24 protein-coding genes are annotated in these 25,859 nt (G+C 71.1%); 3 read left to right on the forward strand and 21 right to left on the reverse strand.

Annotated features, from left to right (window positions below):
• Positions 1-7 precede the first annotated feature (7 nt).
• Positions 8-451: a DUF948 domain-containing protein gene (locus tag AMK11_RS27725; protein ID WP_073730813.1), complete on the reverse strand. Its 444-nt coding sequence runs from the start codon at positions 449-451 to the stop codon at positions 8-10.
• A 172-nt stretch (positions 452-623) separates the two neighbouring features.
• On the opposite strand from AMK11_RS27725, the gene AMK11_RS27730 reads away from it, so the two are divergent.
• Positions 624-2,813 (forward strand): ATP-binding protein, encoded by a 2,190-nt coding sequence (locus AMK11_RS27730; protein ID WP_073730814.1) that lies wholly within the window; start codon positions 624-626, stop codon positions 2,811-2,813.
• A 32-nt stretch (positions 2,814-2,845) separates the two neighbouring features.
• Here AMK11_RS27730 and rpsD read toward each other — a convergent pair whose 3' ends face one another.
• From rpsD to AMK11_RS27755, 5 genes are all read right to left on the reverse strand, one after another.
• Positions 2,846-3,460 (reverse strand): 30S ribosomal protein S4, encoded by a 615-nt coding sequence (rpsD, locus tag AMK11_RS27735; RefSeq protein WP_030185023.1) that lies wholly within the window; start codon positions 3,458-3,460, stop codon positions 2,846-2,848.
• 291 nt (positions 3,461-3,751) lie between these two features.
• The gene (locus AMK11_RS27740) at positions 3,752-5,107 is read right to left on the reverse strand and encodes a replication-associated recombination protein A (RefSeq protein ID WP_073730815.1); all 1,356 of its coding nucleotides are present in this window, start codon (positions 5,105-5,107) and stop codon (positions 3,752-3,754) included.
• 56 nt (positions 5,108-5,163) lie between these two features.
• On the reverse strand, positions 5,164-5,826 hold the full coding sequence (locus tag AMK11_RS27745) for a vitamin K epoxide reductase family protein (protein ID WP_073730816.1): 663 nt from the start codon (positions 5,824-5,826) through the stop codon (positions 5,164-5,166).
• 194 nt (positions 5,827-6,020) lie between these two features.
• Positions 6,021-7,283, reverse strand: coding sequence for a histidine--tRNA ligase (gene hisS / locus AMK11_RS27750; RefSeq protein WP_073730817.1), 1,263 nt, complete (start codon positions 7,281-7,283; stop codon positions 6,021-6,023).
• 13 nt (positions 7,284-7,296) lie between these two features.
• Complete coding sequence (locus AMK11_RS27755) at positions 7,297-8,004, reverse strand: MBL fold metallo-hydrolase (RefSeq protein WP_073730818.1); 708 nt, start codon at positions 8,002-8,004, stop codon at positions 7,297-7,299.
• Positions 8,005-8,187: 183 nt separating this feature from the next.
• On the opposite strand from AMK11_RS27755, the gene AMK11_RS27760 reads away from it, so the two are divergent.
• Both AMK11_RS27760 and AMK11_RS27765 read left to right on the forward strand, forming a co-directional pair.
• Positions 8,188-9,021: a peptidylprolyl isomerase gene (locus tag AMK11_RS27760; protein ID WP_073730819.1), complete on the forward strand. Its 834-nt coding sequence runs from the start codon at positions 8,188-8,190 to the stop codon at positions 9,019-9,021.
• A 135-nt stretch (positions 9,022-9,156) separates the two neighbouring features.
• The gene (locus tag AMK11_RS27765) at positions 9,157-10,386 is read left to right on the forward strand and encodes a DUF349 domain-containing protein (protein ID WP_073730820.1); all 1,230 of its coding nucleotides are present in this window, start codon (positions 9,157-9,159) and stop codon (positions 10,384-10,386) included.
• Between the two features lie 66 nt (positions 10,387-10,452).
• On the opposite strand, the gene relA is transcribed toward AMK11_RS27765, so the two are convergent.
• From relA to pgsA, 15 genes are all read right to left on the reverse strand, one after another.
• Positions 10,453-12,996: a GTP pyrophosphokinase gene (relA, locus tag AMK11_RS27770; RefSeq protein ID WP_073730821.1), complete on the reverse strand. Its 2,544-nt coding sequence runs from the start codon at positions 12,994-12,996 to the stop codon at positions 10,453-10,455.
• 172 nt (positions 12,997-13,168) lie between these two features.
• Complete coding sequence (locus tag AMK11_RS27780) at positions 13,169-13,717, reverse strand: adenine phosphoribosyltransferase (RefSeq protein ID WP_073730822.1); 549 nt, start codon at positions 13,715-13,717, stop codon at positions 13,169-13,171.
• Positions 13,714-14,850 carry a protein translocase subunit SecF gene (gene secF / locus AMK11_RS27785; RefSeq protein WP_073730823.1) on the reverse strand — a complete coding sequence of 379 codons (1,137 nt, stop codon included), beginning with the start codon at positions 14,848-14,850 and terminating at the stop codon, positions 13,714-13,716. Before secF ends, AMK11_RS27780 begins: the two co-directional genes overlap by 4 nt.
• Before the next feature lies 1 nt (position 14,851).
• Positions 14,852-16,666, reverse strand: a complete 1,815-nt coding sequence (gene secD, locus AMK11_RS27790) for a protein translocase subunit SecD (protein ID WP_073730824.1) — start codon at positions 16,664-16,666, stop codon at positions 14,852-14,854.
• 133 nt (positions 16,667-16,799) lie between these two features.
• Positions 16,800-17,312, reverse strand: coding sequence for a preprotein translocase subunit YajC (gene yajC / locus AMK11_RS27795; RefSeq protein WP_073730825.1), 513 nt, complete (start codon positions 17,310-17,312; stop codon positions 16,800-16,802).
• A 176-nt stretch (positions 17,313-17,488) separates the two neighbouring features.
• Positions 17,489-18,562: a Holliday junction branch migration DNA helicase RuvB gene (gene ruvB, locus AMK11_RS27800; RefSeq protein WP_073730826.1), complete on the reverse strand. Its 1,074-nt coding sequence runs from the start codon at positions 18,560-18,562 to the stop codon at positions 17,489-17,491.
• 20 nt (positions 18,563-18,582) lie between these two features.
• Entirely contained in the window at positions 18,583-19,188 is a 606-nt protein-coding gene (gene ruvA / locus AMK11_RS27805; protein WP_073730827.1) for a Holliday junction branch migration protein RuvA, read from the reverse strand.
• Positions 19,185-19,742 carry a crossover junction endodeoxyribonuclease RuvC gene (gene ruvC / locus AMK11_RS27810; RefSeq protein ID WP_073731075.1) on the reverse strand — a complete coding sequence of 186 codons (558 nt, stop codon included), beginning with the start codon at positions 19,740-19,742 and terminating at the stop codon, positions 19,185-19,187. Before ruvC ends, ruvA begins: the two co-directional genes overlap by 4 nt.
• A gap of 104 nt (positions 19,743-19,846) precedes the next feature.
• Entirely contained in the window at positions 19,847-20,599 is a 753-nt protein-coding gene (locus AMK11_RS27815; RefSeq protein ID WP_073730828.1) for a YebC/PmpR family DNA-binding transcriptional regulator, read from the reverse strand.
• Positions 20,600-20,646: 47 nt separating this feature from the next.
• Positions 20,647-21,255, reverse strand: a complete 609-nt coding sequence (pdxT, locus tag AMK11_RS27820) for a pyridoxal 5'-phosphate synthase glutaminase subunit PdxT (RefSeq protein ID WP_073730829.1) — start codon at positions 21,253-21,255, stop codon at positions 20,647-20,649.
• 12 nt (positions 21,256-21,267) lie between these two features.
• Positions 21,268-22,179 carry a pyridoxal 5'-phosphate synthase lyase subunit PdxS gene (gene pdxS, locus AMK11_RS27825; protein ID WP_073730830.1) on the reverse strand — a complete coding sequence of 304 codons (912 nt, stop codon included), beginning with the start codon at positions 22,177-22,179 and terminating at the stop codon, positions 21,268-21,270.
• Positions 22,180-22,291: 112 nt separating this feature from the next.
• Positions 22,292-22,834, reverse strand: a complete 543-nt coding sequence (locus AMK11_RS27830) for a hypothetical protein (RefSeq protein WP_073730831.1) — start codon at positions 22,832-22,834, stop codon at positions 22,292-22,294.
• A 77-nt stretch (positions 22,835-22,911) separates the two neighbouring features.
• Positions 22,912-24,075 carry a glycosyltransferase family 4 protein gene (locus AMK11_RS27835; RefSeq protein ID WP_073730832.1) on the reverse strand — a complete coding sequence of 388 codons (1,164 nt, stop codon included), beginning with the start codon at positions 24,073-24,075 and terminating at the stop codon, positions 22,912-22,914.
• Complete coding sequence (locus AMK11_RS27840) at positions 24,072-25,001, reverse strand: phosphatidylinositol mannoside acyltransferase (RefSeq protein ID WP_073730833.1); 930 nt, start codon at positions 24,999-25,001, stop codon at positions 24,072-24,074. Before AMK11_RS27840 ends, AMK11_RS27835 begins: the two co-directional genes overlap by 4 nt.
• On the reverse strand, positions 24,998-25,666 hold the full coding sequence (gene pgsA, locus AMK11_RS27845) for a phosphatidylinositol phosphate synthase (RefSeq protein ID WP_073730834.1): 669 nt from the start codon (positions 25,664-25,666) through the stop codon (positions 24,998-25,000). Before pgsA ends, AMK11_RS27840 begins: the two co-directional genes overlap by 4 nt.
• Between the last annotated feature and the right edge of the window lie 193 nt (positions 25,667-25,859).

Raw genomic sequence — 25,859 nt, forward strand, 5'->3', positions numbered from 1 at the left:
CGCTGGATCAGTCCTTCTTCCGCTTCGTCCGCCGCGCGGCCGGGATCGTACGGCCGACGATCACGGTGCGCCGCGGCTGCTTGGCCGGGCCCGCGGGCGCGTCCTCCTTGCGGCCGCCGAGTGCCCGGCGCACGCCGTACCCGAACGCGGCGACCTTGACCAGGGGGCCGCCGAAGGTGGAGGCCACGGTGGTGGACAGCGCCGAGGCGTTCGACGTGACCTCCTGGACGTCCGAGGCGATCGCGTCGACGCGGTCGATCTGGGTCTGCGCGGAACGCACCGCCGACGAGGCGTCGGCCAGCAACGGGACGGCCTGGTCGGTCACGTCCGCCACCAGCTTGGTGGTCGCCCTGAGCGTCTGGGCCAGCCTCGCCAGTGCCACGGCGAGGAAGGAGACCAGGATCGCCCAGAAGACGGCCACCAGGATCCCGGCCACCTCGCCACCGGACACTGTCGCACCCGCTCCCTGAAAGACGTGCCTGAACATCAAAAAGTCGTGCACCGAGCCTATCGCGCCGGGCGTGGAGCTCCGTACCGGATTACCGTCCGCGTCCCGGGGCGAACGAGGGAGTCGGGCGAAGCGATTGTACGGAGTGAATACGGTTCAGTACGCTCCGTGTCTCATGCGAGACCTTCGGCGCGACCGCATCCCCCACGGCAACCTCCCACTGGAACTGGACACCTTCGTGGGAAGAGCCGCGGAACTCGCGGAGCTGGCCCGGGCGCTGGGTTCGGGGCGGCTGGTGACGGTGACCGGGGCGGGCGGGGTCGGAAAGTCCCGTCTGGCGGTGCGGACGGCCGCGCGGTGCGCTCCCCGGGACGGGGTGTGGCGGGTGGAGCTGGCTCCGGTGCGCGACGAGGAGTTCGTCGACTACGCGGTGGTGGAGGCGCTGGGCCTGGTCGACCACACCACCCGGCTGCCGCGCGAGACGCTGCTGGCGCACCTCGCCGACCGGGAGCTGCTGCTGGTCCTGGACGGGGTCGAGCACCTGGTGGACGCGTGCGCCTCACTGGTGGCCGAGCTGCTGGGCCGTGCCCCCGGGCTGCGAGTGCTGGCGGTCGGCCGCAGGCCCTTGGCGGTGGCCGGTGAGCGGGTGCTGCCGTTGGCGCCGCTGCGCCCGGAGGAGGCGGTGGAGCTGCTGGCGGTCCGGGCCGGGCAGCGGTACGCGGGACACGGGTACGGCGCCCCCGCGGACGAGGGCGACGGCGAGGTGCGCGAGCTGTGCCGGCGCCTGGACGGCATTCCGCTGGCCATCGAACTGGCGGCGGGCCGGCTGGGCGCGCTGTCCCCGCGGCAGATGCTGCAACGGCTGGACGACCGGTTCCGCCTGCTCACCGGCGGGGACCGCACCGCGCTGCCCCGGCACCGGACCCTGCGTACGACGATCGGCTGGAGCCACGAGCTGTGCACGCCCGGGGAGCGGCTGCTGTGGGCGCGGCTGTCGGTGTTCACGGGCTCGTTCGACCTGGAGGCGGCCGAATACGTGTGCAGCGGCGACGGGCTGCCCGCCGAAGAGGTGCTGGACGTGTTGTCCGCGCTGCTCGCCCAGTCGGTGCTGGGCCGCGAGGAGACCCCGGCCGGGGTGCGCTACCGGATGCTGGACACGGTGCGGACCTACGGCGCCGACTGGCTGGAGGCGACGGGGGACGCGGCGCGGCTGCGGCGCCGGCACCGGGACTGGTTCGTGGGCCTGGCTACCTGGTGCGAGCTGGAGTGGTTCTCGCCGCGCCAGCTGGAGGTCGTCGCGCGGGTGGAGGCGGAGCTGCCGAACCTGCGCGGGGCCCTGGAGCACTCCCTGACCGAGCCGGACGAGGCGCACCTGGGCCAGTACCTCGCGGGCGCCCTGTGGTTCCACTGGGTCGGCTGCGGACGGCTGTCGGAGGGGCGGCGGTGGCTGGAGCAGGCGGTGCGGCTGGACACGGAGGGCACTGCGGGCGAGCAGTCCCGGCTCAAGGCGCTGTGGGTGCTCGGCTATGTGGCGGTCCTCCAGGGCGACACCGCGCACGCGCTCGCGGCGCTCCAGGAGTGCCGGGAGGAGGCCGAGCGGTCGGCCAACCCGACGGCGGTGGCGTACGCGGAGCACCGCACCGGTTGTCTGGCGCTGGTCACGGACGACATGCCGCGCGCGGAGACGCTGTTGCGCTCGGCGCTGCACCGCTACCGGGAGATCGGCGAGCTCAACAGCAACGTCCTGATGGGCCAGGTGGAGCTGGCGATGGCCCTGGCGTTCCAGGGCGATCTGCCGGACGCGGTGCGCCTGTGCGAGGACGTGCGCCGGGTGTGCGAGGACCACGGGGAGCGCTGGGCCCGGGGCTACGCCCTGTACGTACTGGCCTACGCGGCCTGGAACGACAGCGAGCCGGCGCGGGCCCGCGAGTTGCTGGTCGACTGTCTGCGCGGTGCGCACCGCTTCCGGGACCAGCTGGGCTCGGTGCTGGCTGTGGAGCTGCTGGCCCTGGTCACCGTGGTGGAGGGCGACGCCGCGGAAGCGGCGGTGCTGCAGGGCGGGGCGGGGCGGATGTGGCCGTCGGTGGGGCTGCCGCTGTTCGGCTCGGCGCACTACAACGCGCCGCACGAGTTGTGCGAGGCGGCGGCGCGGGAGCAGCTGGGCGACGAGCGCTACGAGGAGTGCGTACGGCACGGGGCGCGGCTCGGCCGCCGGGAGGTGGTGACGCGGGCGCTCAGGCGGCCCGGGACGGCGCCGGTGCCGCTGCCCGTGCCGCGCGGGAGCGGGCGCCGTACCGCTGCGGGCGCGGGGACGGCGAAGCCCGCCGCCTCGCCCACCCGGAAGGGCGGGGAGACGGCGGGCTGAGGTACCGCGGGTGTACTGCGCCGGGGCTGGGATCAGCGGGCGTAGTACTCGACGACGAGCTGCTCGTCGCAGATCACCGGGATCTCCTTGCGGTTCGGCTCACGGTCCAGGCGGAACGCCAGGGCCTTGAGGTTCACCTGGAGGTAGCGCGGAGTCTCGCCGTCGGGGGCGAAGCCACCTTCACGGGCGATCGTGAAGAGGGTCTTCTCCTTGGAGCGCTCGCGCACCTGCACGACGTCGTCCGGACGGACGCGGAAGGACGGCTTGTCGACCTTCTGGCCGTTGACCTGGATGTGGCCGTGGACGACCATCTGGCGGGCCTGGTAGATCGTGCGGGCGATGCCCGAACGCAGGACCAGCGCGTCGAGACGGCGCTCGAGCTCGATGACCAGGGCCTCGCCGGTCTTCATGTTGGTCTTGGAGGCACGCTCGTAGGCGCGGACGAGCTGACGCTCGCTGAGGTCGTACTGCGCGCGCAGACGCTGCTTCTCGAGCAGACGGACCTTGTAGTCCGAGTTCTGCTTGCGGCCGCGGCCGTGCTCACCCGGCGGGTAGGGGCGGGCCTCGAAGTACTTGACGGCCTTCGGGGTCAGCGCGATGCCGAGGGCACGCGACTTCTTGACCTTGGGGCGGGACTGGTTCGCCACTGTGTCTCTTTCCTAGTTCTCCGGCTTGTCAGGGTTGAGGGAGGTCGCAATCCGCAGCCGGGGAAACCCGCCGGGCCCGTGTGGGACCTGCCGGGCAGCCGCTCCCCTGGTCTGGGCACATACGTGCAGCACGCGAGTGGCCCACCGGCCTCTCCCGGAGCTCCGGGTGGTGGTGGGCTGCCCGCGACACCTTCGACGGTGCGCGACGCTCCTGGAACCCCGAAGGGTTCCGGCCGGTTGTCCCGTTCTGACTGCACGGGACTCGGCACTCCAGGCGATTCTACAGGCTGCTCAGGACCGCTTGCGACCGAGGTGCCCGCGGGTCCACTCCACCGCGTCCGCGTATCTGGCCTCGGCGCCGTGCCGGGTCGGGGTGTAGTAGCTGCGGTCCTTCAGCTCGTCCGGGGCGTACTGCTGGGCGGCGATGCCCTCCGGCAGGTCGTGCGGGTACACGTAGCCCTGGCCGTGTCCGAGTTTTCCGGCGCCCTTGTAGTGGCTGTCGCGCAGGTGGGCCGGGACCGGCCCGGCGTGGCCCTTGCGTACGTCGTCGAGGGCGGCGCCGATGGCGGTGGTGGCGGCGTTGGACTTGGGGGCGAGAGCCAGGGCGATGGTGGCGTGGCTGAGGGTGAGGGCGGCCTCGGGGAAGCCGATCATGGCGACGGCCTGGGCGGCGGCCACGGCGATCGGCAGGGCGTTCGGGTCGGCGAGGCCGATGTCCTCGCTGGCGGAGATCATCAGGCGGCGGGCGATGAAGCGGGGGTCCTCGCCGGCCTCGATCATCCGGGCCAGGTAGTGCAGGGCGGCGTCCACGTCGGAGCCGCGGATGGACTTGATCAGGGCGCTGGCGACGTCGTAGTGCTGGTCGCCGTCGCGGTCGTACTTCACCGCGGCCCGGTCGACGGTCGCCTCCAGCGTCGCCAGGGTGACCTCGGCCTCGCCCTGGTCGAGCGCGGCCCCGGCGGCGGCCTCCAGCGCGGTCAGCGCGCGGCGGGCGTCGCCGCCGGCGATGCGCAGCAGGTGGTCCTCGGTGTCCTCGGGGAGCGTGACGGCCTCCCCCAGGCCGCGTGCGTCGGTCAGGGCGCGGCGGAGCAGGCCCCGGACGTCGTCGTCGGTGAGCGGTTCGAGGGTGAGGAGGAGGGAGCGGGAGAGCAGCGGGGAGATCACCGAGAAATACGGGTTCTCCGTGGTGGCGGCGATGAGGGTGACCCAGCGGTTCTCCACGGCCGGGAGGAGGGAGTCCTGCTGGGCCTTGCTGAAGCGGTGGATCTCGTCGAGGAAGAGGACGGTCTCCTTGCCGTACCCGCCGACCGCGCGGCGGGCGCCGTCGATGACCGCACGGACCTCCTTGACACCCGCGGTGATCGCCGACAGCTCCACGAAGCGCTTGTTGGTGGCCTTGGAGACGACGTACGCCAGCGTGGTCTTTCCGGTGCCGGGCGGTCCCCAGAGGATGACCGAGGAGGGCCCGGCGGGGCCAGAGCCGCCCTCGCCGACCAGTCGGCGCAGGGGGGAACCGGGCTTGAGCAGGTGCTGCTGGCCGACGACCTCGTCGAGGGTGCGCGGACGCATCCGCACGGCGAGGGGGCTGCCGGTCGGGTCCTTCTCCTGGCGTTCTTCTGCTGCGGCGGTGAACAGGTCGGGCTCCACGGTCTGAACCCTAAATCACCGCACTGACAACGAGACGGCTCGGTGGGCCCGGCCCGTCAGCTGATCCAGAAGTCCCACCAGCGGGTCAGGACCATCATGCCGATGATCCCGATGTGCAGCACCGGCAGGACCCAGGTGAACTCGCCGAAGAAGCTCTTGAGCCAGCCCGGCGCGGGCAGGAAGCCCTTGCGGACGTTGAAGGACGTCACGTACCAGAACATGATGATCGTGGCGACCCAGGCCAGGCAGCACCACAGGCACAGCGAGTTGATCCGGTACAGGGACTGGAACTGCAGCCAGGTGCAGAAGCCCACGCCGAAGAGCATGCCGGCGTTGAAGGTGAGCCAGTACCAGCGCGGGAAACGGGCGCGGCCGAGCAGGCTCATGCCGACGCAGACGACCATGCCGTAGGCGACGAGGCCGAGCATCGGGTTGGGGAAGCCGAAGACGGAGGCCTGGTCGCTCTCCATGATGTTGCCGCAGGAGACGACCGGGTTGAGGCTGCAGCCGGGCGTGAAGGTGGTGCCGGCGACCTTGGCCTCAAGGATCTTCTGCTTGTCGATCGTGATGACCCAGGCAGCGAGCAGACCGGCCGCGCCCGTGATCACCAGCAGCAGTGCGAGGGCGCGGCTGCCGCCCTCGGCGCGCGGGGTGCGGGTGCCGGGGTCCGGCGCGGACTCTGCCACGGTGGAGACGTCCTTCACTGTCGTCTTGCTCATCACGCCGATTCCGTCACTGGAGGGTCGGACCTGCTTCGGGCAGGGGCCATTGTGCCGCACGGACCTGTATGACCACCGTTCGATGAACCTATGAACGGATCGGCGATCACCCCTGAGCGGTGCGTTCCGGCCACCACCCGTTCCCCAGGGGCACGCGCGAGCGAATGCGCGTGCCCCTGAAGGGTGCCGTTCCGCTAGCCGAGCCGCGACTCCAGCTCCGCGACGATCTCGTTGACGCCGATCGCGGTCTGCTCGCCGGACTCCATGTCCTTCAGCTGGACGACGCCCTCGGCCAGGTCGCGCTCGCCCAGGACCAGGGTGTAGCGGGCACCGGAGCGGTTGGCCGCCTTCATCGCGGCCTTGAGACCCTTGCCGCCGTAGGAGAAGTCGGCGGCGACGCCGTTCTTGCGCAGCTCGGTGACCTTGGCGAACAGGATCCGGCGGGCCTCCTCGCCCAGCGGGACCGCGAAGACGGAGGTCGCGGACGGGATGTCCAGTTCGATCCCCTCCGCCTCCAGGGCGAGGACGGTGCGGTCGACGCCGAGGGCCCAGCCCACGGACGGGAGGGACGGGCCGCCGATCATCTCGGACAGCCCGTCGTAGCGGCCGCCGCCGCCCACCGCGGACTGCGAGCCGAGGCCGTCGTGGACGAACTCGAAGGTCGTGCGGGTGTAGTAGTCCAGGCCGCGCACCAGCTTCGGGTCGTCCTCGAAGACGACGCCGGCCGCCGTGATCAGTTCGCGGACCTCCTCGTGGTACGCCTTGCAGGCGTCGCACAGGTAGTCGCGCAGCAGCGGGGCGTCGGTGAGCTGCTTCTGGACCTCCGGGCGCTTGTCGTCCAGGACGCGCAGCGGGTTGATCTCCGCGCGGCGCAGCGTGTCCTCGTCCAGGTCCAGGCCGCGCAGGAAGTCCTGGAGCGCGGCGCGGTAGACCGGGCGGCACTCCTTGTCGCCCAGGGAGTTGAGGAGGATGCGGAAGTTCCGCAGGCCGAGCGCACGGTACGACTGGTCGGCGAGGATGATCAGTTCGGCGTCGAGCGCCGGATCCTCCGCGCCGATCGCCTCGGCGCCGACCTGGGAGAAGTGGCGGTAACGGCCCTTCTGGGGGCGCTCGTAGCGGTACTGCGAGCCGGAGTACCAGACCTTGACCGGCAGGTTGCCCGCCTTGTGCAGGTTGGCCTCCAGGACCGCGCGCAGCACGGGGGCGGTGGTCTCCGGGCGCAGGGCGAGGCGGTCGCCGCCCTTGGTCTCGAAGACGTACATCTCCTTGGTCACGATGTCGGTCGACTCACCGACACCGCGCGCGAAGAGCTCGACGTTCTCGAAGCCGGGCGTCTCGATGTAGCCGTAGCCGGAGTTGCGCAGCGGGGCGGCGATCGCCTCGCGGACCGCCAGGAACTTGGCGGAGTCGGGCGGCAGCAGGTCGTACGTGCCCTTGGGGGCCTTGAAGGTGCTCACGGAAGGTCTCTCGTCACATTCCTCGTCGGGGAGCCCCGGGGGCTCCCTGGCCGGCCGCCACCTGCCGCAGGTAGGGATTGGTGGCGCGTTCCTGGCCGATGGTCGTCTGGGGGCCGTGTCCGGACAGCACCACGGTCGAGTCGTCGAGCGGCAGGCACACGCGTGCCAGGGACTCGAGCATGTCGTCCATGGAGCCACCGGGGAAGTCGGTGCGTCCGATGGAGCCGGCGAACAGCAGGTCGCCCGAGAACATGACCGGCGGGATGTCCGCCGCCTCGGGCAGGCCGAAGGTCACCGACCCCTTGGTATGGCCCGGCGCGTGCGCGACCGACAGCTTCAGGCCGGCCAGCTCCAGCCGCGCGCCGTCGGTCAGCTCCTTGACGTCGTCCGGCTCCCCGACGGTCAGCTCGCCCATGAGCGGCATGCCGATGGTGCGGCCGATCCCCTTCTCGGGGTCGCTCATCATGTAGCGGTCCTCGGGGTGGATCCAGGCGGGCACGTCGTGCGCGCCGCACACCGGGACGACCGAGGCCACGTGGTCGATGTGGCCGTGGGTGAGGACGACGGCGACGGGCTTGAGCCGATGCTTCTGGATCGCTTCCTCGACTCCGGGGGCGGCCTGGTGGCCCGGGTCGATGATCACGCACTCCTCACCGGCGGCCGGGGCGACGAGATAACAGTTCGTCCCCCATGCTCCGGCGGGGAACCCGGCAATGAGCACGATCGTCCTTCGTTTGGGTCGGTACGGGCGGGCTTGCGAACGGGTCGCGCCCATGGTCAGAGCCTACCGGCGGTGCCGATTCCTCAGCGAACCCATATACGGTACGGGGCTACACGCCCACGGTCGGCTCATCGCACCCACGCGTACCGGTCGGCACACGAAGACGCATGAGGAGAGAACCCGGTGGTCAGCCAGGAGCAGCGGCGGCGTCAGCTCGCCCGGGAGAAGTTCTTGCGGCAGCAGCAGCGGCGCACGTCCGCGCGGCGCAAGGCGCGTACGCGCAACGCCGCGATCGCGTCGGTGCTCGGCGTGATCCTGATCGGCAGTGTCGCGCTGTACACGACCGGCGTGGTCCTGAAGGACGACGACAGCAAGACGAACGCGAGCGCGGAGGTGACCCCGAGCGCCTCCGCGCCGAGCAAGGCGCCGGACCCGTGCGACAAGCCGGCCGAGGGCAAGGTCAAGACGCAGACCTGGGAGAAGGAACCTGCGATGACCATCGACAAGTCGGCGAAGTACACGATGAAGCTGGAGACGACCTGCGGCGACATCGACATCGCGCTGAAGGCGAAGGCGGCCCCGCACACCGTCAACTCGTTCAACTTCCTGGCGGGCAAGGGCTACTTCGACCACACCAAGTGCCACCGGCTCACCACCGAGGGCATCTACGTGCTCCAGTGCGGCGACCCCACCGCCCAGGGCAACGGCGGCCCCGGCTACAACATCCCGGACGAGAACCTGAAGGACAAGAGCCTCAAGGACAACATGTACCCGGCGGGCACGGTGGCGATGGCGAACACCGGCCAGCCGGACTCCGGCGGCAGCCAGTTCTTCCTCGTGTACCAGAACAGCCCGCTGCCGCCCAGCTACACCCCGTTCGGCACGATCTCGGACGAGGGCATGACGGTGCTGAAGAAGATCGCCTCCGCGGGATCGCAGCCCGCGGACCCGACGACCGGCAACACCGCGCCCAACGCGACGGTCGTCATCGACAAGGCCACCGTCACGAAATCCTGACCCTCATCAGCGAAAGTTCGGTCGCGCGGGATGCGGACAGGCCCCCCGCCGGTCGCCTATGTTGGCCGTGACGAAACTGTGGACGATGCCCGGGGGTAGCGAAGCCCTCCGCAGGCATCATGTGGAGGAGGCGCTGTGAGCAGCGACCCGTGGGGCCGCGTCGACGAGACGGGGACCGTGTACGTGCGTACGGCCGACGGCGAGAAGGTCGTCGGTTCCTGGCAGGCGGGCTCCCCCGAGGAGGCGCTGGCCTATTTCGAGCGCAAGTACGAAGGCCTGGTTGTCGAGATCGGCCTCCTCGAGAAGCGCGTGAAGACCACCGACCTGTCGGCGAAGGACGCCCAGACCGCCATCGACCACCTGCGGGAGCAGGTCGACGCGCACCACGCGGTGGGCGACCTGGACGCCCTGCGGACCCGGCTGGACAAGCTCGTCGAGCTGGTGGACAAGCGCCGCGAGGAGCGGAAGGTCCAGCGGGCGAAGCAGTCCGACGAGGCCCGTGCCGCCAAGGAGGCGCTGGTCGCGGAGGCAGAGGAGCTGGCCCGGTCCGACCAGTGGCGGTCGGCCGGTGAGCGGCTGCGGTCCCTGGTGGACACCTGGAAGGGTCTGCCGCGGCTGGACCGCAAGTCCGACGACGAGCTGTGGCACCGCTTCTCGCACGCGCGGTCGGCGTTCTCCAAGCGGCGCAAGCAGCACTTCGCCCAGCTGGACGCCCAGCGCGAGGAGGCCCGCCAGACCAAGGAACGGCTGGTCTCCGAGGCGGAGGCGCTGTCGAACTCGACGGACTGGGGACCGACGGCCGCGCGCTACCGCGACCTGATGTCCGAGTGGAAGGCCGCGGGCCGCGCGCAGCGCGAGCACGAGGACGACCTGTGGAACCGCTTCCGCGGCGCCCAGGACGTGTTCTTCGCCGCCCGCAGCTCGGTCTTCGCCGAGCGCGACGCCGAGCAGGCGGAGAACCTCAAGCTCAAGGAGGAGCTGGCCGAGGAGGCCGAGAAGCTCCTGCCGGTCACCGACCTGAAGGCGGCCCGCGCCGCGTTCCGCTCGGTGAACGAGCGCTGGGAGGCCATCGGCCACGTGCCGCGCGACGCCCGGCCCAAGGTCGAGGGCCGGATGCACGCCGTGGAGCGGGCGCTCCAGGAGGCCGAGGAGGCCGAGTGGCGCCGGACGAACCCGGAGGCACGCGCGCGTGCCGAGGGTCTGACCGGTCAGCTCCAGGCCGCCGTCGACAAGCTCCGGGGTCAGATCGAGCAGGCCCGCGCCCAGGGCAACAACGCCAAGGCCGACAAGCTGGAGCGTGAGCTGGCGGGCCGGCAGGCACTGCTGGACCAGGCGCTGAAGGGGCTGCACGAGTTCGGCGGCTGACGGGTTCACGAGAGAGGGGCTTCCGTACGACGCGTACGGAAGCCCCTCTGCCGTGTCTGTCGCGGCCTACGACGGCCTGCGCGCCGATGTGACCCGGTAGACGTCGTAGACGCCCTCCACGCCGCGTACGGCCTTCAGGACGTGGCCCAGGTGCTTCGGGTCGCCCATCTCGAAGGTGAAGCGGGAGGTGGCCACGCGGTCGCGGGAGGTCTGGACGGCCGCGGAGAGGATGTTGACGTGCTGGTCGGACAGCACGCGGGTGACGTCCGAGAGGAGCCGGGAGCGGTCCAGGGCCTCGACCTGGATGGCGACCAGGAAGACGGAGGACTGGGTGGGCGCCCACTCGACCTCGAGGATGCGCTCGGGCTCGCGGGAGAGCGAGTCCACGTTCACGCAGTCGCTGCGGTGGACGGAGACGCCGCTGCCGCGGGTGACGAAGCCGATAATCGGGTCGCCGGGGACGGGAGTGCAGCAGCGGGCCAGCTTGACCCACACGTCCTCGACGCCCTTGACGACGACGCCCGGGTCCGCATTGGTCCGGCGCTTGCGGCCGCGGCCGCGGGCCGGCGGGACCGACTCGTCGATCTCCTCGGTGGCCGCCTCCTCGCCGCCGAGCGCCTGGACCAGCTTCTGCACGATGTTCTGCGCGGAGACATGGCCCTCGCCGATCGCCGCGTACAGCGCGGAGATGTCCGAGTAGCGCATCTCGTGCGCCAGGGTGACCAGGGAGTCGCCGGTCAGGATGCGCTGGATCGGCAGGTTCTGCTTGCGCATCGCGCGGACGATGGAGTCCTTGCCCTGCTCGATCGCCTCGTCGCGGCGCTCCTTGGAGAACCAGGCCCGGATCTTGTTGCGGGCGCGCGGCGACTTGACGAAGCCGAGCCAGTCGCGGGAGGGGCCCGCGCCGGCCGCCTTGGAGGTGAAGACCTCCACCAGGTCGCCGTTGTCGAGGGTGGACTCCAGCGGGACGAGACGGCCGTTGACGCGCGCCCCTATGGTCCGGTGGCCGACCTCGGTGTGGACGGCGTAGGCGAAGTCCACGGGGGTGGCCCCGGCCGGGAGCGCTATGACGTCGCCCTTGGGCGTGAAGACGAAGACCTCGTTGCGGGAGAGGTCGAAGCGCAGGGACTCCAGGAACTCGCCGGGGTCCTCGGTCTCCTTCTGCCAGTCGAGGAGCTGGCGCAGCCACGCCATGTCGTTGAGGTGGTCGTCCTTGCCCTTGCCGGCGGACTTGGGCGCGTCGGAGCGGACCTTGGAGGCGCCGGCGACGGCCTCCTGCTTGTACTTCCAGTGCGCGGCGATGCCGTACTCCGCGCGGCGGTGCATGTCGAAGGTGCGGATCTGCAGCTCGACCGGCTTGCCGTTGGGCCCGATGACCGTCGTGTGCAGCGACTGGTACATGTTGAACTTGGGCATCGCGATGTAGTCCTTGAACCGCCCCGGAACCGGGTTCCAGCGGGCGTGGACCGTGCCGAGCGCCGCGTAGCAGTCGCGGACGGTGTCCACGAGGACGCGGATGCCCACCAGGTCGTAGATCTCCGCGAAGTCACGGCCGCGGACGATCATCTTCTGGTAGACGCTGTAGTAGTGCTTGGGGCGGCCGGTGACGGTCGCCTTGATGCGGGCCGCGCGCAGGTCCTGCTGGACCTCGTCGGTGACGATGGCGAGGTACTCGTCGCGCTTGGGGGCGCGCTCGGCCACCAGGCGCACGATTTCGTCGTACATCTTGGGGTAGAGGATCGCGAAGGCGAGGTCCTCCAGCTCCCACTTGATGGTGTTCATGCCCAGGCGGTGGGCGAGCGGCGCGTAGATCTCCAGGGTCTCGCGCGCCTTCTTCTCCTGCTTCTCGCGCTTGAGGTAGCGCATGGTGCGCATGTTGTGCAGGCGGTCGGCGAGCTTGATGACCAGGACGCGCGGGTCCTTGGCCATGGCGACGACCATCTTGCGCACGGTCTCGGCCTGGGCGGCCTCGCCGAACTTGACCTTGTCGAGCTTGGTGACGCCGTCGACGAGGAGGGTGACCACGTCGCCGAAGTCGCGGCGCAGGTCCTCCAGGCCGTACTCGGTGTCCTCGACGGTGTCGTGGAGCAGGCCCGCCATGAGCGTGGCCGGGTCCATGCCCAGCTCGGCGAGGATGGTGGTGACGGCGAGCGGGTGGGTGATGTACGGGTCGCCGCTCTTGCGCTTCTGGCCGCGGTGCCAGCGCTCGGCTACCTGGTAGGCGCGCTCGATCTGGCGCAGGGTGGCCGTCTCGATCTTGGGGTCGTTGCTGCGCACTATCCGCAGCAGCGGCTCCAGGACCGGGTTGTACGGGTTGGCGCGCTGCACGCCGAGGCGGGCGAGGCGGGCGCGGACGCGGTTGGAGGAGCCGGAGCGGGCGGGCTGCCCGGCGGGGGTGCGGACCACGGGCGCGTTGCGTTCGCGCTCGGGCGGCATGGGCTTGGGACGCGGCTGCTGCTCGGCCGGCTTGTCGACGGGCGCGGACGGGGCGTGCTGGATCGGCCCGCGGGTGTCGTTCTTCGCCTGGGGCGCGCTCGGCGCGGGCTTCGCCGCGGGCGCCGAGGAAGACTCGGGCTTTGCGGCGGTCAGTGGCTGGGCCTCGTCTGGCAAGAGGACTCCTCGTGCGCGATCCGGGTCCCCCGGTCAGGCTCCGGAGTCCCCATGGTAGCGATCCCGCACCCCAGGATCGCCTTCAGGCCGATGTGAGGGCCGTCAACCCGTGAAACGCCTGGGGCGGGCGCCGGATTCCTCCGGGCCCGCCCCAGGTGCGCGGCAGGTGCGCTCAGACGGTGAGCAACGCCTTCAGCGGCGCTGCGGCCAGGGCCGGCTCCAGTCGGGCCCGGCCGTTGAGGAAACCCAGCTCCATGAGGACGGCGAGGCCACAGACCTCGGCGCCGGCCCGGCGGATGAGCTCCAGCGAGGCCTCGGCGGTGCCGCCGGTGGCGAGGACGTCGTCGACGACCAGCACACGGTCGCCCGCGCTCAGGTCCTCGGCGTGCACCTCGATCTCGGCGGAGCCGTACTCCAGGTCGTAGGCCTGGCTGAGGGTTGCTCCGGGGAGCTTGCCCGCCTTGCGTACGGGGATGAAGCCGAGGCCCGCCCGCAGCGCCACGGGGGCGCCCAGGATGAAGCCCCGGGCCTCCAGGCCGACGACCTTGGTGGCTCCGGTGTCCCGGGCCACCCCGGCGAGCGCGTCGGTGAGCGCGGCGAAGGCCGCCGGGTCCGCCAGGAGCGGGGTGATGTCCTTGAACATCACGCCCGGCTCCGGGTAGTCCACCACGTCCCGGATGCGGCTGAGCAGCAGCTCCGTGAGGTCGGTCGTCTCGGTCATCGGCGCTTCCCCGAGGGTCGGCCGCGGCCCCGGGCGCGGGAGGCGGGCTGGTTGCGCGGGCCGACGACGGCGGGGGCCGCCTCGTCGGGCTCGTCGGCCTCGTCGGCCGCTTCGTCGGCGTATCGCTCGTCGGCGTCGGACTCCACCGGCTCGCCCTTGGCCGCGGCCTGGGCGCGCTTGGCGAGGACACGCTTCTTGAGGGACTTCATCTGCGGCTCGGCCTCCTTGAGGTCGGCGACGAGCGGCGTGGCGATGAAAATCGACGAGTACGCGCCGGCCGCGAGGCCCACGAACAGCGACAGGGAGATGTCGTTGAGCATGCCGGCCCCGAGGACACCGCCACCGATGAACAGCAGGCCCGCCACCGGCAGCAGCGCGACCACCGTGGTGTTGATGGAGCGGACCAGGGTGCTGTTGATCGAGCGGTTGGCGATCTCGCCGTACGTCCAGCGGGTCTGTTTGGTGATGTCTCTCGTCTGTTCCTTGAGACTGTCGAAGACGACGACCGTGTCGTAGAGCGAGTAACCGAGGATCGTGAGCAGACCGATCACCGTGCCGGGCGTGACCTCGAAGCCGACGAGGGCGTAGATGCCGACGGTGATGGTGATGTCGTGGACCAGCGCGACGAACGCGGCCAGTGCCATGCGCCACTCGAAGGCGATGGCCAGGTAGATGACCACGAGGACCATGAAGATCCCGAGGCCCTGCCACGCCTTGTTGGCGATCTGGTCACCCCAGCTGGGGCCGACCAGGTCGGCGGCGATCTTCGCCGCCGGGACGTCGAGGTCCTTGGAGAGCTCTTCCTTGATCTGGTCCGAGGCCTCGGTGTCGGTGCCGGAGATCTGGATGCGGAGGCTGCCGTCGCCGAGCTTCTGGACGATCGCGTCGTGGCCCGAGGCCTCTTCCGCGTAGGTCTCGGCCTGGGAGACCGAGGCACTCACGTTCTTCGGGGTGGTGAAGACCGCGCCGCCCTGGAACTCGATGCCCATGTGCAGACCGCGCACCGCCAGGCCGACGATCGCCGTGATGGTGATCAGGATCGAGATGCCGTACCAGAGCTTGCGGTTCTTGACGAAGTCGTAGCCGACCTCGCCGTGGTGGAGTCGGGCGCCGAGGTTGCCGAGCTTTCCCATCTCACGCCTCCTTCGGGTCGACGGGGCCGGCGACGGGGCGCGCGGGACGGCGGGTGCGGCGCAGCGGCGGCTTGGCGCCCAGGCTCTTCGGGTCGAGGCCGGACCACTTGTGGCCGCTCGCGAAGAACTTGCGGCGGGCCATCAGTGTCAGCAGCGGCTTGGTGAAGAGGAACACCACCACCACGTCGAGCAGGGTGGTCAGGCCGAGCGTGAACGCGAAGCCCTGGACCTTGCCGACGGTGACGACGAACAGGACCGCGGCGGCGAGGAAGGAGACGAAGTCGGAGACCAGGATGGTGCGCCGGGCGCGCGGCCAGGCCCGCTCGACGGCGGGTCGCAGCGAGCGGCCCTCCCGGATCTCGTCGCGGACGCGTTCGAAGTACACGATGAACGAGTCCGCCGTGATGCCGATCGCGACGATGGCGCCGCAGACGGCCGGCAGGTTCAGCGCGAAGCCGATGGCCGGGCCGAGCAGCGACATGATCACGTACGTGAGCCCCGCGGAGACGAAGAGCGAGGCGATGGCGATGAACGACAGGCCGCGGTAGTACACCAGCAGGTAGATGATGACCAGGGCGAGGCCGATCGCACCGGCGATCAGACCGGCCTTGAGCTGATCACCGCCGAGCGCGGCGGTGACGGTGGTGACGCTGTCCTCCTTGAAGGTCAGCGGCAGGGCACCGTAGGAGAGCATGTTGGCGAGGCCCTCGGCCTCCTCCTGGTCGAAGTTGCCGGAGATCTCCGCGCTGCCGCCGGTGAGCGCCTGGCTGACGTAGGGGTCGGAGACGACCTCGTTGTCCAGGACGATGGCGAACTGGTTCTGCGGGGACTGGTTCTGGGCGAGCTTGCCGGTGATGTCGGCGAACTTCTTGGCGCCCTCGTCCGTGAACTTCATCGTCACGGTCCAGCCGGCGCCGGTCTGGGTGTTCAGTACGGCTTCGGACTCGTCGACGTCCGTGCCGTCGACCGCGGCGGGGCCGAGGATGTACTTCTGCCACTGGCCCTGCGCGTTCTGACCGCAGGCGACCATCGAGTCGCCGGGCTTGGAACCCTCACCGGCCTTGGCGCGGGCGCCCGCGTCGGTGCAGTCCAGCTTCGCGTACTGCTCCTGGAGCTTGGCGGCCGCGTCGTCGCCGGAGGCGCTGGTGCTCGGGGAGGGGGAGGCGCCGTCGGACGCCTTGGCGGAGGCGGAGGGGCTCGGGTCGGCCTTGAGGGCGTCGCTGGCGGCGCGGCCCTGGGGACTGGCGCTCGCCGACGCGGCGTCGGACGGCGTGTCGCTCGCCTTGCCGCCGTCGGTGGCCTTGTCCTCGGCCGCGCCGTCCGTCGCCTTGTCCGTCGCCTTGTCCGTCGGCTCGCCGGAGGCGTTGCCGGTGGCGCTCGGCGAGGGGCTGCCGGTCGCGCCGGGGCCGGACAGCTCCGTGGCTACGACGGGGCGGAAGTAGAGCTTGGCGGTGGTGCCGACCTGCTCCCGGGCTTCCTTGGAGTTCGTTCCCTTGGGGATGTTGACGATGATGTTCCGGTCGCCCTGGGTCTGGACCTCGGCTTCGGAAACACCCAGACCATTGACACGGCGCTCCATGATCTCGACCGCGGTTGCCATGTTGGTCTTGTTGATCGCGGACTCCTGGCCCTCTTCCGGGACCGCACGGAGCGTGATGCTCGTGCCGCCGGCGAGGTCGATACCGAGACGCGGAGTCGTGTGTCCGGAGGCGAACATGCCTCCGGTGAGCGCCACGATGGCGATCAGAATCAGGGCCAGCGAGCGCCCGGGCCTACTCTGAGCGCTCGCATTCTTTCCCTTTTTAGGTGCTACCACCTTTGCGTACTCCCTCTCGGGCCGCGTCGCGCCGGGTAGGCGTCACCGGCGGCCATCACATGGTGTCGGGATCCGTGCGAGCCGCGCATCGCACGGGGTGCGCGGGAACGGTCCGCGCACCCCGGAGCACGGCTTACTTCGCCTCGGAACCGCCGTCGGACTTCTTCGCCTGCTCGTCGGTCTTGGCCTCGGCGGACGTGGCGTCGGCCGTCGGCTCGTCGGCCGGCGTGTCGTCGGCGTCCTTCTTGCCGAGGTCGACGGACTTGTCGCCGGAGGCGTCAGCGTCGTCGGCGGAGGCGTCGGTCCCGGTGAGGGAGGAGGCATCGTCCGGGACGATGTCGGAGTCGGACTTCAGGTCGTGCTCGATGCCGTGGACGATGCGGTTGTACTCCTCGTCCGTGAGGACGGCACCGATGGAGTTCTTGGCGAAGAGCAGCTCCACACCCGGGCCGGCGTCGAGGAGGACCGTGTCGTCGTTGACCTCCTTGACCGTGGCGTACATGCCCCCGATGGTGCGGACACCGGAACCGGGCTGCATCTGGTTCCGCATGTCGACGGCCTGCTGCTGCTTCTTCTTCGCCGACCGGGTCATCAGGAACATGGCCCCGATGAGCACGATGAACGGGAGGAGGGTCACGAGACTCACGGGTCGGTACTTCCTTCACACGACCGCAATTGGTGAGCGGCCTGATGGTTGGGGGTGTGTGCGCCGCCGACAAGGGCGGCATCGGCGGAGTCTAAGCGAGTCCGCGCGCATGGAACAACGCTCAGCATGGCACCGGGGTTCCTGCTCCGGCGAATGTCCTCTTCGTGACGGTGCCGTCACGTCCCGAACAAGTCCTGTTGTCCGTTTCCGGAACTCTGCGCACGCGGCGGGGTGAGGCCGAGATGCGCCCATGCTGCCGGGGTCGCCACCCGTCCGCGCGGGGTGCGGGCCAGCAGGCCCTCCCGTACGAGGAACGGTTCGGCGACCTCTTCCACTGTCTCACGCTCCTCCCCCACGGCGACGGCGAGCGTGGACAGGCCGACCGGGCCGCCGCCGAACAGCTTGAGCAGCGCCTCCAGCACGCCCCGGTCCAGCCGGTCCAGGCCCCGGGCGTCGACCTCGTAGACCGCGAGGGCGGCGGCGGCGATCTCCTGGGTGATCAGGCCGTCGGCCTTGACCTGGGCGTAGTCGCGGACCCGGCGCAGCAGGCGGTTGGCGATGCGGGGGGTGCCGCGGGAGCGGCCGGCGATCTCGGCGGCGCCGGCCGGGTCGATCTCGACGTCGAGCAGGCCGGCGGAGCGGTGGACGACCCGTTCCAGTTCGGCCGGTCCGTAGAACTCCATGTGGGCGGTGAAGCCGAAGCGGTCGCGCAGCGGGGGCGGCAGCAGCCCGGCGCGCGTGGTCGCGCCGACGAGGGTGAAGGGGGGCAGCTCCAGGGGGATGGCGGTGGCGCCCGGTCCCTTGCCGACGATGACGTCGACGCGGAAGTCCTCCATCGCCATGTAGAGCATCTCCTCGGCGGGCCGCGACATGCGGTGGATCTCGTCGAGGAAGAGGACCTCGCCCTCTTGGAGGGAGGAGAGGATCGCCGCGAGGTCGCCGGCGTGCTGGATGGCGGGGCCGGAGGTGATGCGGATGGGGGCGCCCATCTCGGCCGCGATGATCATCGAAAGGGTGGTCTTGCCGAGGCCCGGCGCCCCCGAGAGCAGGACGTGGTCGGCGGTCGCCCCGCGCGCGCGGGCGGCGCGCAGGACGAGGTCGAGCTGCTCGCGGACCTTTTCCTGGCCGATGAACTCGCCCAGGTCCTTGGGGCGCAGGGCGGCCTCGACGGCCTGGTCCTCGCCGTCGGCGGCCGGGCCCACCAGCCGGTCGGCGGCTTCGGTGCCGGTCGTGTCGTCGTCCCAGTTCACGGTGTGAGTCTCCTAGCCGGCTAGCGGGCGCGGTTGAGCGTCTGGAGGGCCGCCTTCAGCAGCTGTCCCACCTGGGGCGTGCCCCCGGCGGCCTCCGCCTGGGGCGTCACGGCGGTGACGGCCTCGTCGGCCTCGCGGGTGGCGTACCCGAGGCCGATCAGGGCGGCGTGCAGCTGGTCGCGCCAGCCGGTGCTGACCGGGGCGCCGACGGCGGGGGCGCCGACCGGTTCGCCGAGGCGGTCCTTCAGCTCCAGCAGCAGCTTCTGGGCCCCCTTCTTGCCGATGCCGGGGACGGCGGTGAGCGCCTTCTCGTCGCCGGTCGACACCGCCCTGCGCAGGGCGTCGGGGCTGTGCACGGCCAGCATCGCCTGCGCCAGGCGGGGGCCCACGCCGCTGGCGGTCTGCAGGAGCTCGAAGACCTGGCGCTCGTCGTCGTCGGCGAAGCCGTAGAGGGTGAGCGAGTCCTCGCGCACGACGAGGGAGGTGGCGAGCTTGGCGGGCTTGCCCAGGCGGAGCGTGGAGAGCGTGTTCGGCGTGCACTGGACGGCCATGCCGACGCCGCCGACCTCGACCACCGCGGCGTCGGGGGCGAGGGCGGCGACGGTGCCGCTGACGAAGGCGATCATGTCGTACGGCCTTTCGGGACGTGCGGGGTGCGGGGGGCACGGGACGCGTGCAGCGCCACGGCCTGCTGGAGCCGGTTCTGCGCGGGGGCGCGCCAGATGTGGCAGATGGCGAGGGCGAGGGCGTCCGCGGCGTCGGCCGGCTTCGGGGGCGCGGCGAGCCGCAGCAGACGGGTGACCATGGCGCCGACCTGCGCCTTGTCCGCGCGGCCGCTGCCGGTGACGGCGGCCTTGACCTCGCTCGGGGTGTGCAGGGCGACGGGGATGCCGCGGCGGGAGGCGCACAGGATCGCCACGGCGCTGGCCTGGGCGGTGCCCATGACGGTGCGGACGTTGTGCTGGCTGAAGACGCGCTCCACGGCGACGAACTCCGGCCGGTGCTCGTCGAGCCACTGGTCGATGCCCTGCTCGACGGCGACGAGGCGGTGGCCGAGGTCCGCGTCCGGCGGCGTGCGGACGACGCCCACGCCGACCATGGTGAGCGGTCTGCCCGCCACTCCCTCGACGACCCCGACCCCGCACCGGGTCAGGCCGGGGTCCACCCCCAGTACGCGCACGGCCCCTCCCATCGATCACCTGTTTGTGCAGGCTATCGGGTGGCACTGACAAAGCTGCGGGCCGACGGGGTGTGTCCCGTCGGCCCGCTGAGCCAGTGGACGCGTTACGCGTCGACCTTCTCCATGACCTCGTCGCTCACGTCGAAGTTGGCGAAGACGTTCTGCACGTCGTCGCTGTCCTCCAGGGCGTCGATCAGCTTGAAGATCTTCCGGGCGCCGTCCTCGTCCAGCTCGACCTGCATGGTCGGGACGAAGTTGGCGTCGGCGGACTCGTAGTCGATGCCGGCGTCCTGGAGGGCCGTGCGGACGGCGACCAGGTCGGTGGCCTCGCTGAGCACCTCGAAGGACTCGCCGAGGTCGTTGACCTCTTCGGCGCCCGCGTCGAGGACGGCACCGAGGACGTCGTCCTCGCCCAGCTCGCCCTTGGGGACGATCACGACGCCCTTGCGGTTGAACAGGTACGACACCGAGCCGGGGTCGGCCATGGAGCCGCCGTTGCGGGTCATGGCGACGCGGACGTCGGAGGCGGCGCGGTTGCGGTTGTCGGTGAGGCACTCGATGAGCACCGCGACGCCGTTCGGACCGTAACCCTCGTACATGATCGTCTCGTAGTCGGCGCCGCCGGCTTCGAGGCCGGCGCCGCGCTTGACGGCGGAGTCGATGTTCTTGTTCGGGACCGACTGCTTCTTCGCCTTCTGGATGGCGTCGTACAGCGTCGGGTTGCCGTCGATGTCGGCACCGCCCATGCGGGCCGCGACTTCGATGTTCTTGATCAGCTTCGCGAAGAGCTTGCCGCGCTTGGCATCGATGACGGCCTTCTTGTGCTTCGTCGTGGCCCATTTAGAGTGGCCGGACATCTGCCTGTCTCCTTCGCGTAACCCGTCTTTGTACGAACGGAGGAATCCTACAAGGACTCCGGGGCCCCGTTCGCGCGCACCATGTCGGCGAAGAGGCGGTGCACGCGGTGGTCGCCGGTCAGCTCCGGGTGGAACGACGTGGCGAGCGCGTTGCCCTGGCGGACGGCGACGATGTGGCCGTCGTGCTCGGCGAGCACCTCGACCGAGGCGCCCACGGACTCGACCCACGGGGCGCGGATGAAGACGCCCTCCACCGGCTCGCCCCCGACGCCCTTGACGTCGACGGCCGCCTCGAAGGACTCGTTCTGCCGCCCGAAGGCGTTGCGGCGCACGATCATGTCGATGCCGCCGGCCGTCTCCTGCCCGGAGCGCGGGTCGAGGATCTTGTCGGCCAGCATGATCATGCCGGCGCAGGTGCCGTAGACGGGCATGCCGTCCCGCACGCGCGCGCGGAGGGGCTCCATCACTCCGAAGAGGACGGCCAGTTTGGAGATGGTGGTGGACTCGCCGCCGGGGACGACCAGGCCGTCGACCTCGGCGAGTTCTTCGGGGCGCCTCACCGGCCTGGCCACGGCGTCGGCCGCGGCCAGGGCGACGAGGTGCTCCCGTACGTCGCCCTGGAGGGCCAGGACGCCGATGACGGGGGTGTCACTCATGGGATCGGTGCCTTACCAGCCGCGGTTGGCGTAGCGCTCGGTCTCGGGCAGGGTGTCGCAGTTGATGCCGACCATGGCCTCGCCGAGGTTGCGGGAGGCGTCCGCGACGATCTTCGGGTCGTCGTAGAAGGTGGTCGCCTTCACGATGGCCGCGGCGCGCTTGGCCGGGTCGCCGGACTTGAAGATGCCGGAGCCGACGAAGACGCCCTCGGCGCCGAGCTGGCGCATGAGCGCGGCGTCGGCGGGGGTGGCGACACCTCCGGCGGAGAAGAGCACGACCGGCAGCTTGCCCAGCTCGGAGACCTCCTTGACCAGCTCGTACGGGGCGCGCAGCTCCTTGGCGGCGGCGTACAGCTCGTTGTTGTCGTAGCCGCGCAGGCGGGCGATCTCGTTCTTGATCTGGCGCAGGTGGCGGACGGCCTCGACGACGTTGCCGGTGCCGGCCTCGCCCTTGGAGCGGATCATCGCGGCACCCTCGGCGATGCGGCGCAGGGCCTCACCGAGGTTGGTGGCGCCGCAGACGAAGGGGGTGGTGAAGGCGAACTTGTCGCTGTGGTTGACCTCGTCGGCCGGGGTGAGGACCTCGGACTCGTCGATGTAGTCGACGCCGAGGGACTGCAGCACCTGGGCCTCGACGAAGTGGCCGATGCGGGACTTGGCCATCACCGGGATGGAGACGGCCTCGATGATGCCCTCGATCATGTCCGGGTCGGACATCCGGGCCACGCCGCCGTCCTTGCGGATGTCGGCGGGGACGCGCTCCAGGGCCATGACCGCGACGGCGCCCGCGTCCTCGGCGATCTTCGCCTGCTCGGGCGTGACGACGTCCATGATCACGCCGCCCTTGAGCTGCTCGGCCATGCCGCGCTTCACGCGGGCGGTGCCGGTCTCGGGGGTCTGGTTTTCGGAGAGCGTGCTGGACACGGGTACCTCGCTGAGGGAAGGGGGTTTCTGCAGCAACGAGGAAACGTGAGCGGACCAGGCCACAGCAAGGGCCAATGGGAAGGCGGTGGATCGTTTTCGGCGCCGGGGCGCGTTACGCGGCCCGCTCGACCAGGGCGGCCGGCGACTCGTCGTCCATCTCGAAGGCCAGCGGGAAGGGTGCGTGCCCAGCGAGGCGGAACCAGCGGACCTTGCGGTGCTCGCGCAGCCGGCGCGCGGCCCCCACCGCGTCGTTGTGGAAGCGCCGGGCCATCGGGACGCGTCGCACGGCCTCGGCCAGCTCGTGGGCCGCCTCCACTCCCCCGGGCGCCTCGCGCAGGGCGTCCACCTGCTGCGGATCGGCGAACACCGCGCGCAGCGCCTGGCTCAGCTCGCTCTCGGCGACCTCCCGCTGCTCCTCCTCCGCCTGCCGGGCGGCGTGCGCCGCCTCGTACAGGACGATGGAGGCGGCCGGATCGAGGACGCCCGAAGTGGCCAGTTCCTGGGCCACGGACGCCCTGCGCAGCAGCTGCGCGTCGAGGGCGGCACGCGCGGCGTCGATCCGGGCGTGCAGGCGGTCCAGGCGGCCGGCCGTCCAGCTGAGGTAGAGGCCGACGGCCACGAGGACGACCAGGATCCAGATGAGAGTTGCGGTCACGGGCCGCAACCCTAGTCAACCCCGGACGGGCCGGGAATTCCGACGTCCCTCCAGGGCCTCGCCGAGGGGCCCCGCGCTCAGTCCCTCGCCAGTCCGAAGCGGGCGCGCAGGCCCGTCGCCCGGTCGTCCGTCGCCACGGCCGCCGCGCCCGCCGTCACCGTCTCGTAGACGGACAGGATGTCCGCGCCGACCGTGGACCAGTCGAAGCGCCGTACGTGGGCGCTGCCGCGCTCGCGCAGCGCCGCCCGGCGCTCCGGGTCCGCCAGCAGCCGCACGGCCGCGTCGGCCAGCGCGTCGGCGTCCTCGTTGGGGAACAGTTCACCGGCCGCCCCCTGGTCGAGGACCTGCGCGAAGGCGTCGAGGTCCGAGGCGAGCACGGGGGCGCCGGCCGACATCGCCTCGACGAGGATGATGCCGAAGCTCTCGCCGCCGGTGTTGGGGGCGACGTAGAGGTCGACGCTGCGCAGGAAGCGGGCCTTGTCCTCGTCGCTGACCATGCCGAGGAACTCCACCCGGGAGCGCAGCTCGGCGGGCAGGGAGGCCACCGCCTCCTTCTCGTCGCCGCGTCCGGCGACCAGCAGCCGGGCCTGCGGGCGGGCGGCGAGGATCTTCGGCAGGGCCCGCATGAGCACCGGCAGCCCCTTGCGGGGCTCGTCGATGCGCCCGACGAAGCCGATGGTGTCCCCCTGCCACTCGGGCTTGGGCTCGGCGTCGGCGAAGAAGTCGACGTCGACGCCGTTGGGGATGACGACCGCGTCCCCGCCGAGGTGCTCGACGAGGGTGCGGCGGGCGTACTCGCTCACCGCGATCCGGGCGCTGATCTTCTCCAGGGCGGCCTGGAGGATCGAATACGCGGCGATCATCGCGCGGGAGCGCGGGTTGGACGTGTGGAAGGTGGCCACGATCGGGCCCTGCGCGGCCCAGCAGGTGAGCAGGCCGAGCGAGGGCGAGGTCGGCTCGTGGATGTGGATGACGTCGAAGCCGCCGTCGTGCAGCCAGCGCCGTACCCGGGCCGCCGACAGGAAACCGAAGTTGAGGCGGGCCACCGAGCCGTTGTACGGCACCGGCACCGCGCGGCCGGCCGAGACGACGTACGGGGGCAGCGGGGTGTCGTCGTCGGCCGGGGCGAGGACGGACACCTCGTGGCCGAGACGGATGAAGTACTCGGCCAGGTCCCGGATGTGGAACTGGACGCCGCCCGGCACGTCCCAGGAGTACGGGCAGACGATGCCGATCCTCACCGGTCGCCCCGCTCACGCGCCCCGGGTGCCTTGGCCGGGTCGAGATCCTTCAGCCACAAGCGCTGCAGCATGTGCCAGTCCTCCGGGTGCTCGGCGATTCCCGTGGCGAAGGCGTCGGCCAGCGCCTGTGTCATGACAGACGTCTTCTCGGCCCGGGTACCTGACTCGGGGACCTCGACCGGCGGATGCACCCGGCCCTGCATCACGGGCGAGTCGTCGTACCAGAGCGTCACGGGCAGGAGCCGTGCGCCGGTCTGCTGGGCGAGCAGGGCGGGACCGGCGGGCATGCGGGCCGTCTCGCCGAAGAAGTCGACCTCCACGCCGGAGGCGGACAGGTCGCGGTCGGCGACCAGGCAGACCAGGCCGCCGTCGCGCAGCCGCCGGGCCAGCGTGCCGAAGGCGGTGCCGCCGCTGTGCGGCAGGACCTCCATGCCGAGCCCTTCGCGGTAGGCGACGAAGCGGTCGTACAGGGTCTCCGGCTTGAGGCGCTCGGCGACCGTCGTGAAGGGGATGCCGAGTCGGGTGGTGACCCAGGCGCCGGCCAGGTCCCAGTTGGCCAGGTGCGGCAGGGCGAGGACGACGCCCTTGCCCGCGTCCATGCCGTCGGTGAGGTGGTGCAGGTCCTTGGGAGCGAAGCCCGCCTTGACGCGCTCGGTGCTCCACGCCGGGAGACGGAAGGACTCCATCCAGTAGCGCAGGTAGGACCGCATGCCCGCGCGGGAGAGCGCGGCGAGCCGCTCGGGGCCCGCCTCGGGCACCACGCGCGCGTAGTTGCCCTCCAGCCGCCGCACCCCCGTGCCGCGCTGCTTCCAGGCGACGTCCGCGATGGTGCGGCCCAGGCGCACGGCGACGGGCTCGGGCAACTTCTTGACGGTGCTCCAGCCGGCGCCGTACAGGGCGTCGGCCAGCCGGTCCTGAGCGCTCACTTCGCCGCCTCGGTGCCCTGGTCCTCCTGCGCGGCGGCGTCGGCCTCGGCGGCCTCGCGGCGGACCGTGACGACGCGCTGGACCAGCGTGACCAGGCTGCCGACGGCGACGATCCACAGGGCGACGGGCAGCAGGTACTGGATGCCGGGCACGCCGAACTTGTGCAGGCCCGCGAACCCGGCGGCGACCAGCGAGACGACCAGGCGCTCGGCCCGCTCGACCAGGCCGTTGACGGCGACCGGCAGCCCGATCGACTCTCCGCGCGCCTTGGTGTACGACACCACCTGGCCGCTCGCCAGGCAGAAGATGGACACGGCGCACAGCGCGATGTTGTCGCCCGCGCCCGCGTACCAGAGGGCGAAGCCGCCGAAGATCGCGCCGTCGGCGACCCGGTCCAGCGTGGAGTCCAGGAACGCGCCCCAGCGGCTGGAGCGGCCGAGCTGGCGGGCCATGTTGCCGTCGACCAGGTCGGAGAAGACGAAGAGCGTGATCACGACCGTGCCCCAGAAGAACTCGCCCATGGGGTAGAAGACCAGCGCTCCCGCGACCACACCCGCGGTGCCGATCAGCGTGACCGTGTCCGGGCTGACGCCCCGGCGGATGAGAAACGCGGCGAACGGTGTGAGGACACGCGTAAAAAATGCACGCGCGTACTTGTTCAGCATGGCCTTCCCGACGGTCGGTGTGGCCGCGGCCCCTGCTGGCCACCGGCTGGCCCATCGTAGTCACGCACGCGCGCGTGCGACGGACGGGCACCCGGACCCGCTGGTGGGCGGCCGGTGGGCGGCGGGGTCCCGTCGTTCGTATGGACGCGGCGTGACGGGAGTGGAAAGCTCGAAGGACCGCGGGCGTCGCCGG

The sequence above is a fragment of the Streptomyces sp. CB02414 genome (genome assembly GCF_001905385.1).
Classification (GTDB): domain Bacteria; phylum Actinomycetota; class Actinomycetes; order Streptomycetales; family Streptomycetaceae; genus Streptomyces.

Coding starts and splice junctions, on each gene's coding strand:
- AMK11_RS27730 (WP_073730814.1), top strand. CDS start 624: ATGCGAGACCTTCGGCGCGACCGCATCCCCCACGGCAACCTCCCACTG.
- AMK11_RS27745 (WP_073730816.1), bottom strand. CDS start 5,826: ATGAGCAAGACGACAGTGAAGGACGTCTCCACCGTGGCAGAGTCCGCG.
- AMK11_RS27780 (WP_073730822.1), bottom strand. CDS start 13,717: ATGACCGAGACGACCGACCTCACGGAGCTGCTGCTCAGCCGCATCCGG.
- secF (WP_073730823.1), bottom strand. CDS start 14,850: ATGGGAAAGCTCGGCAACCTCGGCGCCCGACTCCACCACGGCGAGGTC.
- ruvA (WP_073730827.1), bottom strand. CDS start 19,188: ATGATCGCCTTCGTCAGCGGCACCGTCGCCGCCCTCGCCCCCGACGCC.
- AMK11_RS27815 (WP_073730828.1), bottom strand. CDS start 20,599: ATGTCCGGCCACTCTAAATGGGCCACGACGAAGCACAAGAAGGCCGTC.
- pdxT (WP_073730829.1), bottom strand. CDS start 21,255: ATGAGTGACACCCCCGTCATCGGCGTCCTGGCCCTCCAGGGCGACGTA.
- pgsA (WP_073730834.1), bottom strand. CDS start 25,666: ATGCTGAACAAGTACGCGCGTGCATTTTTTACGCGTGTCCTCACACCG.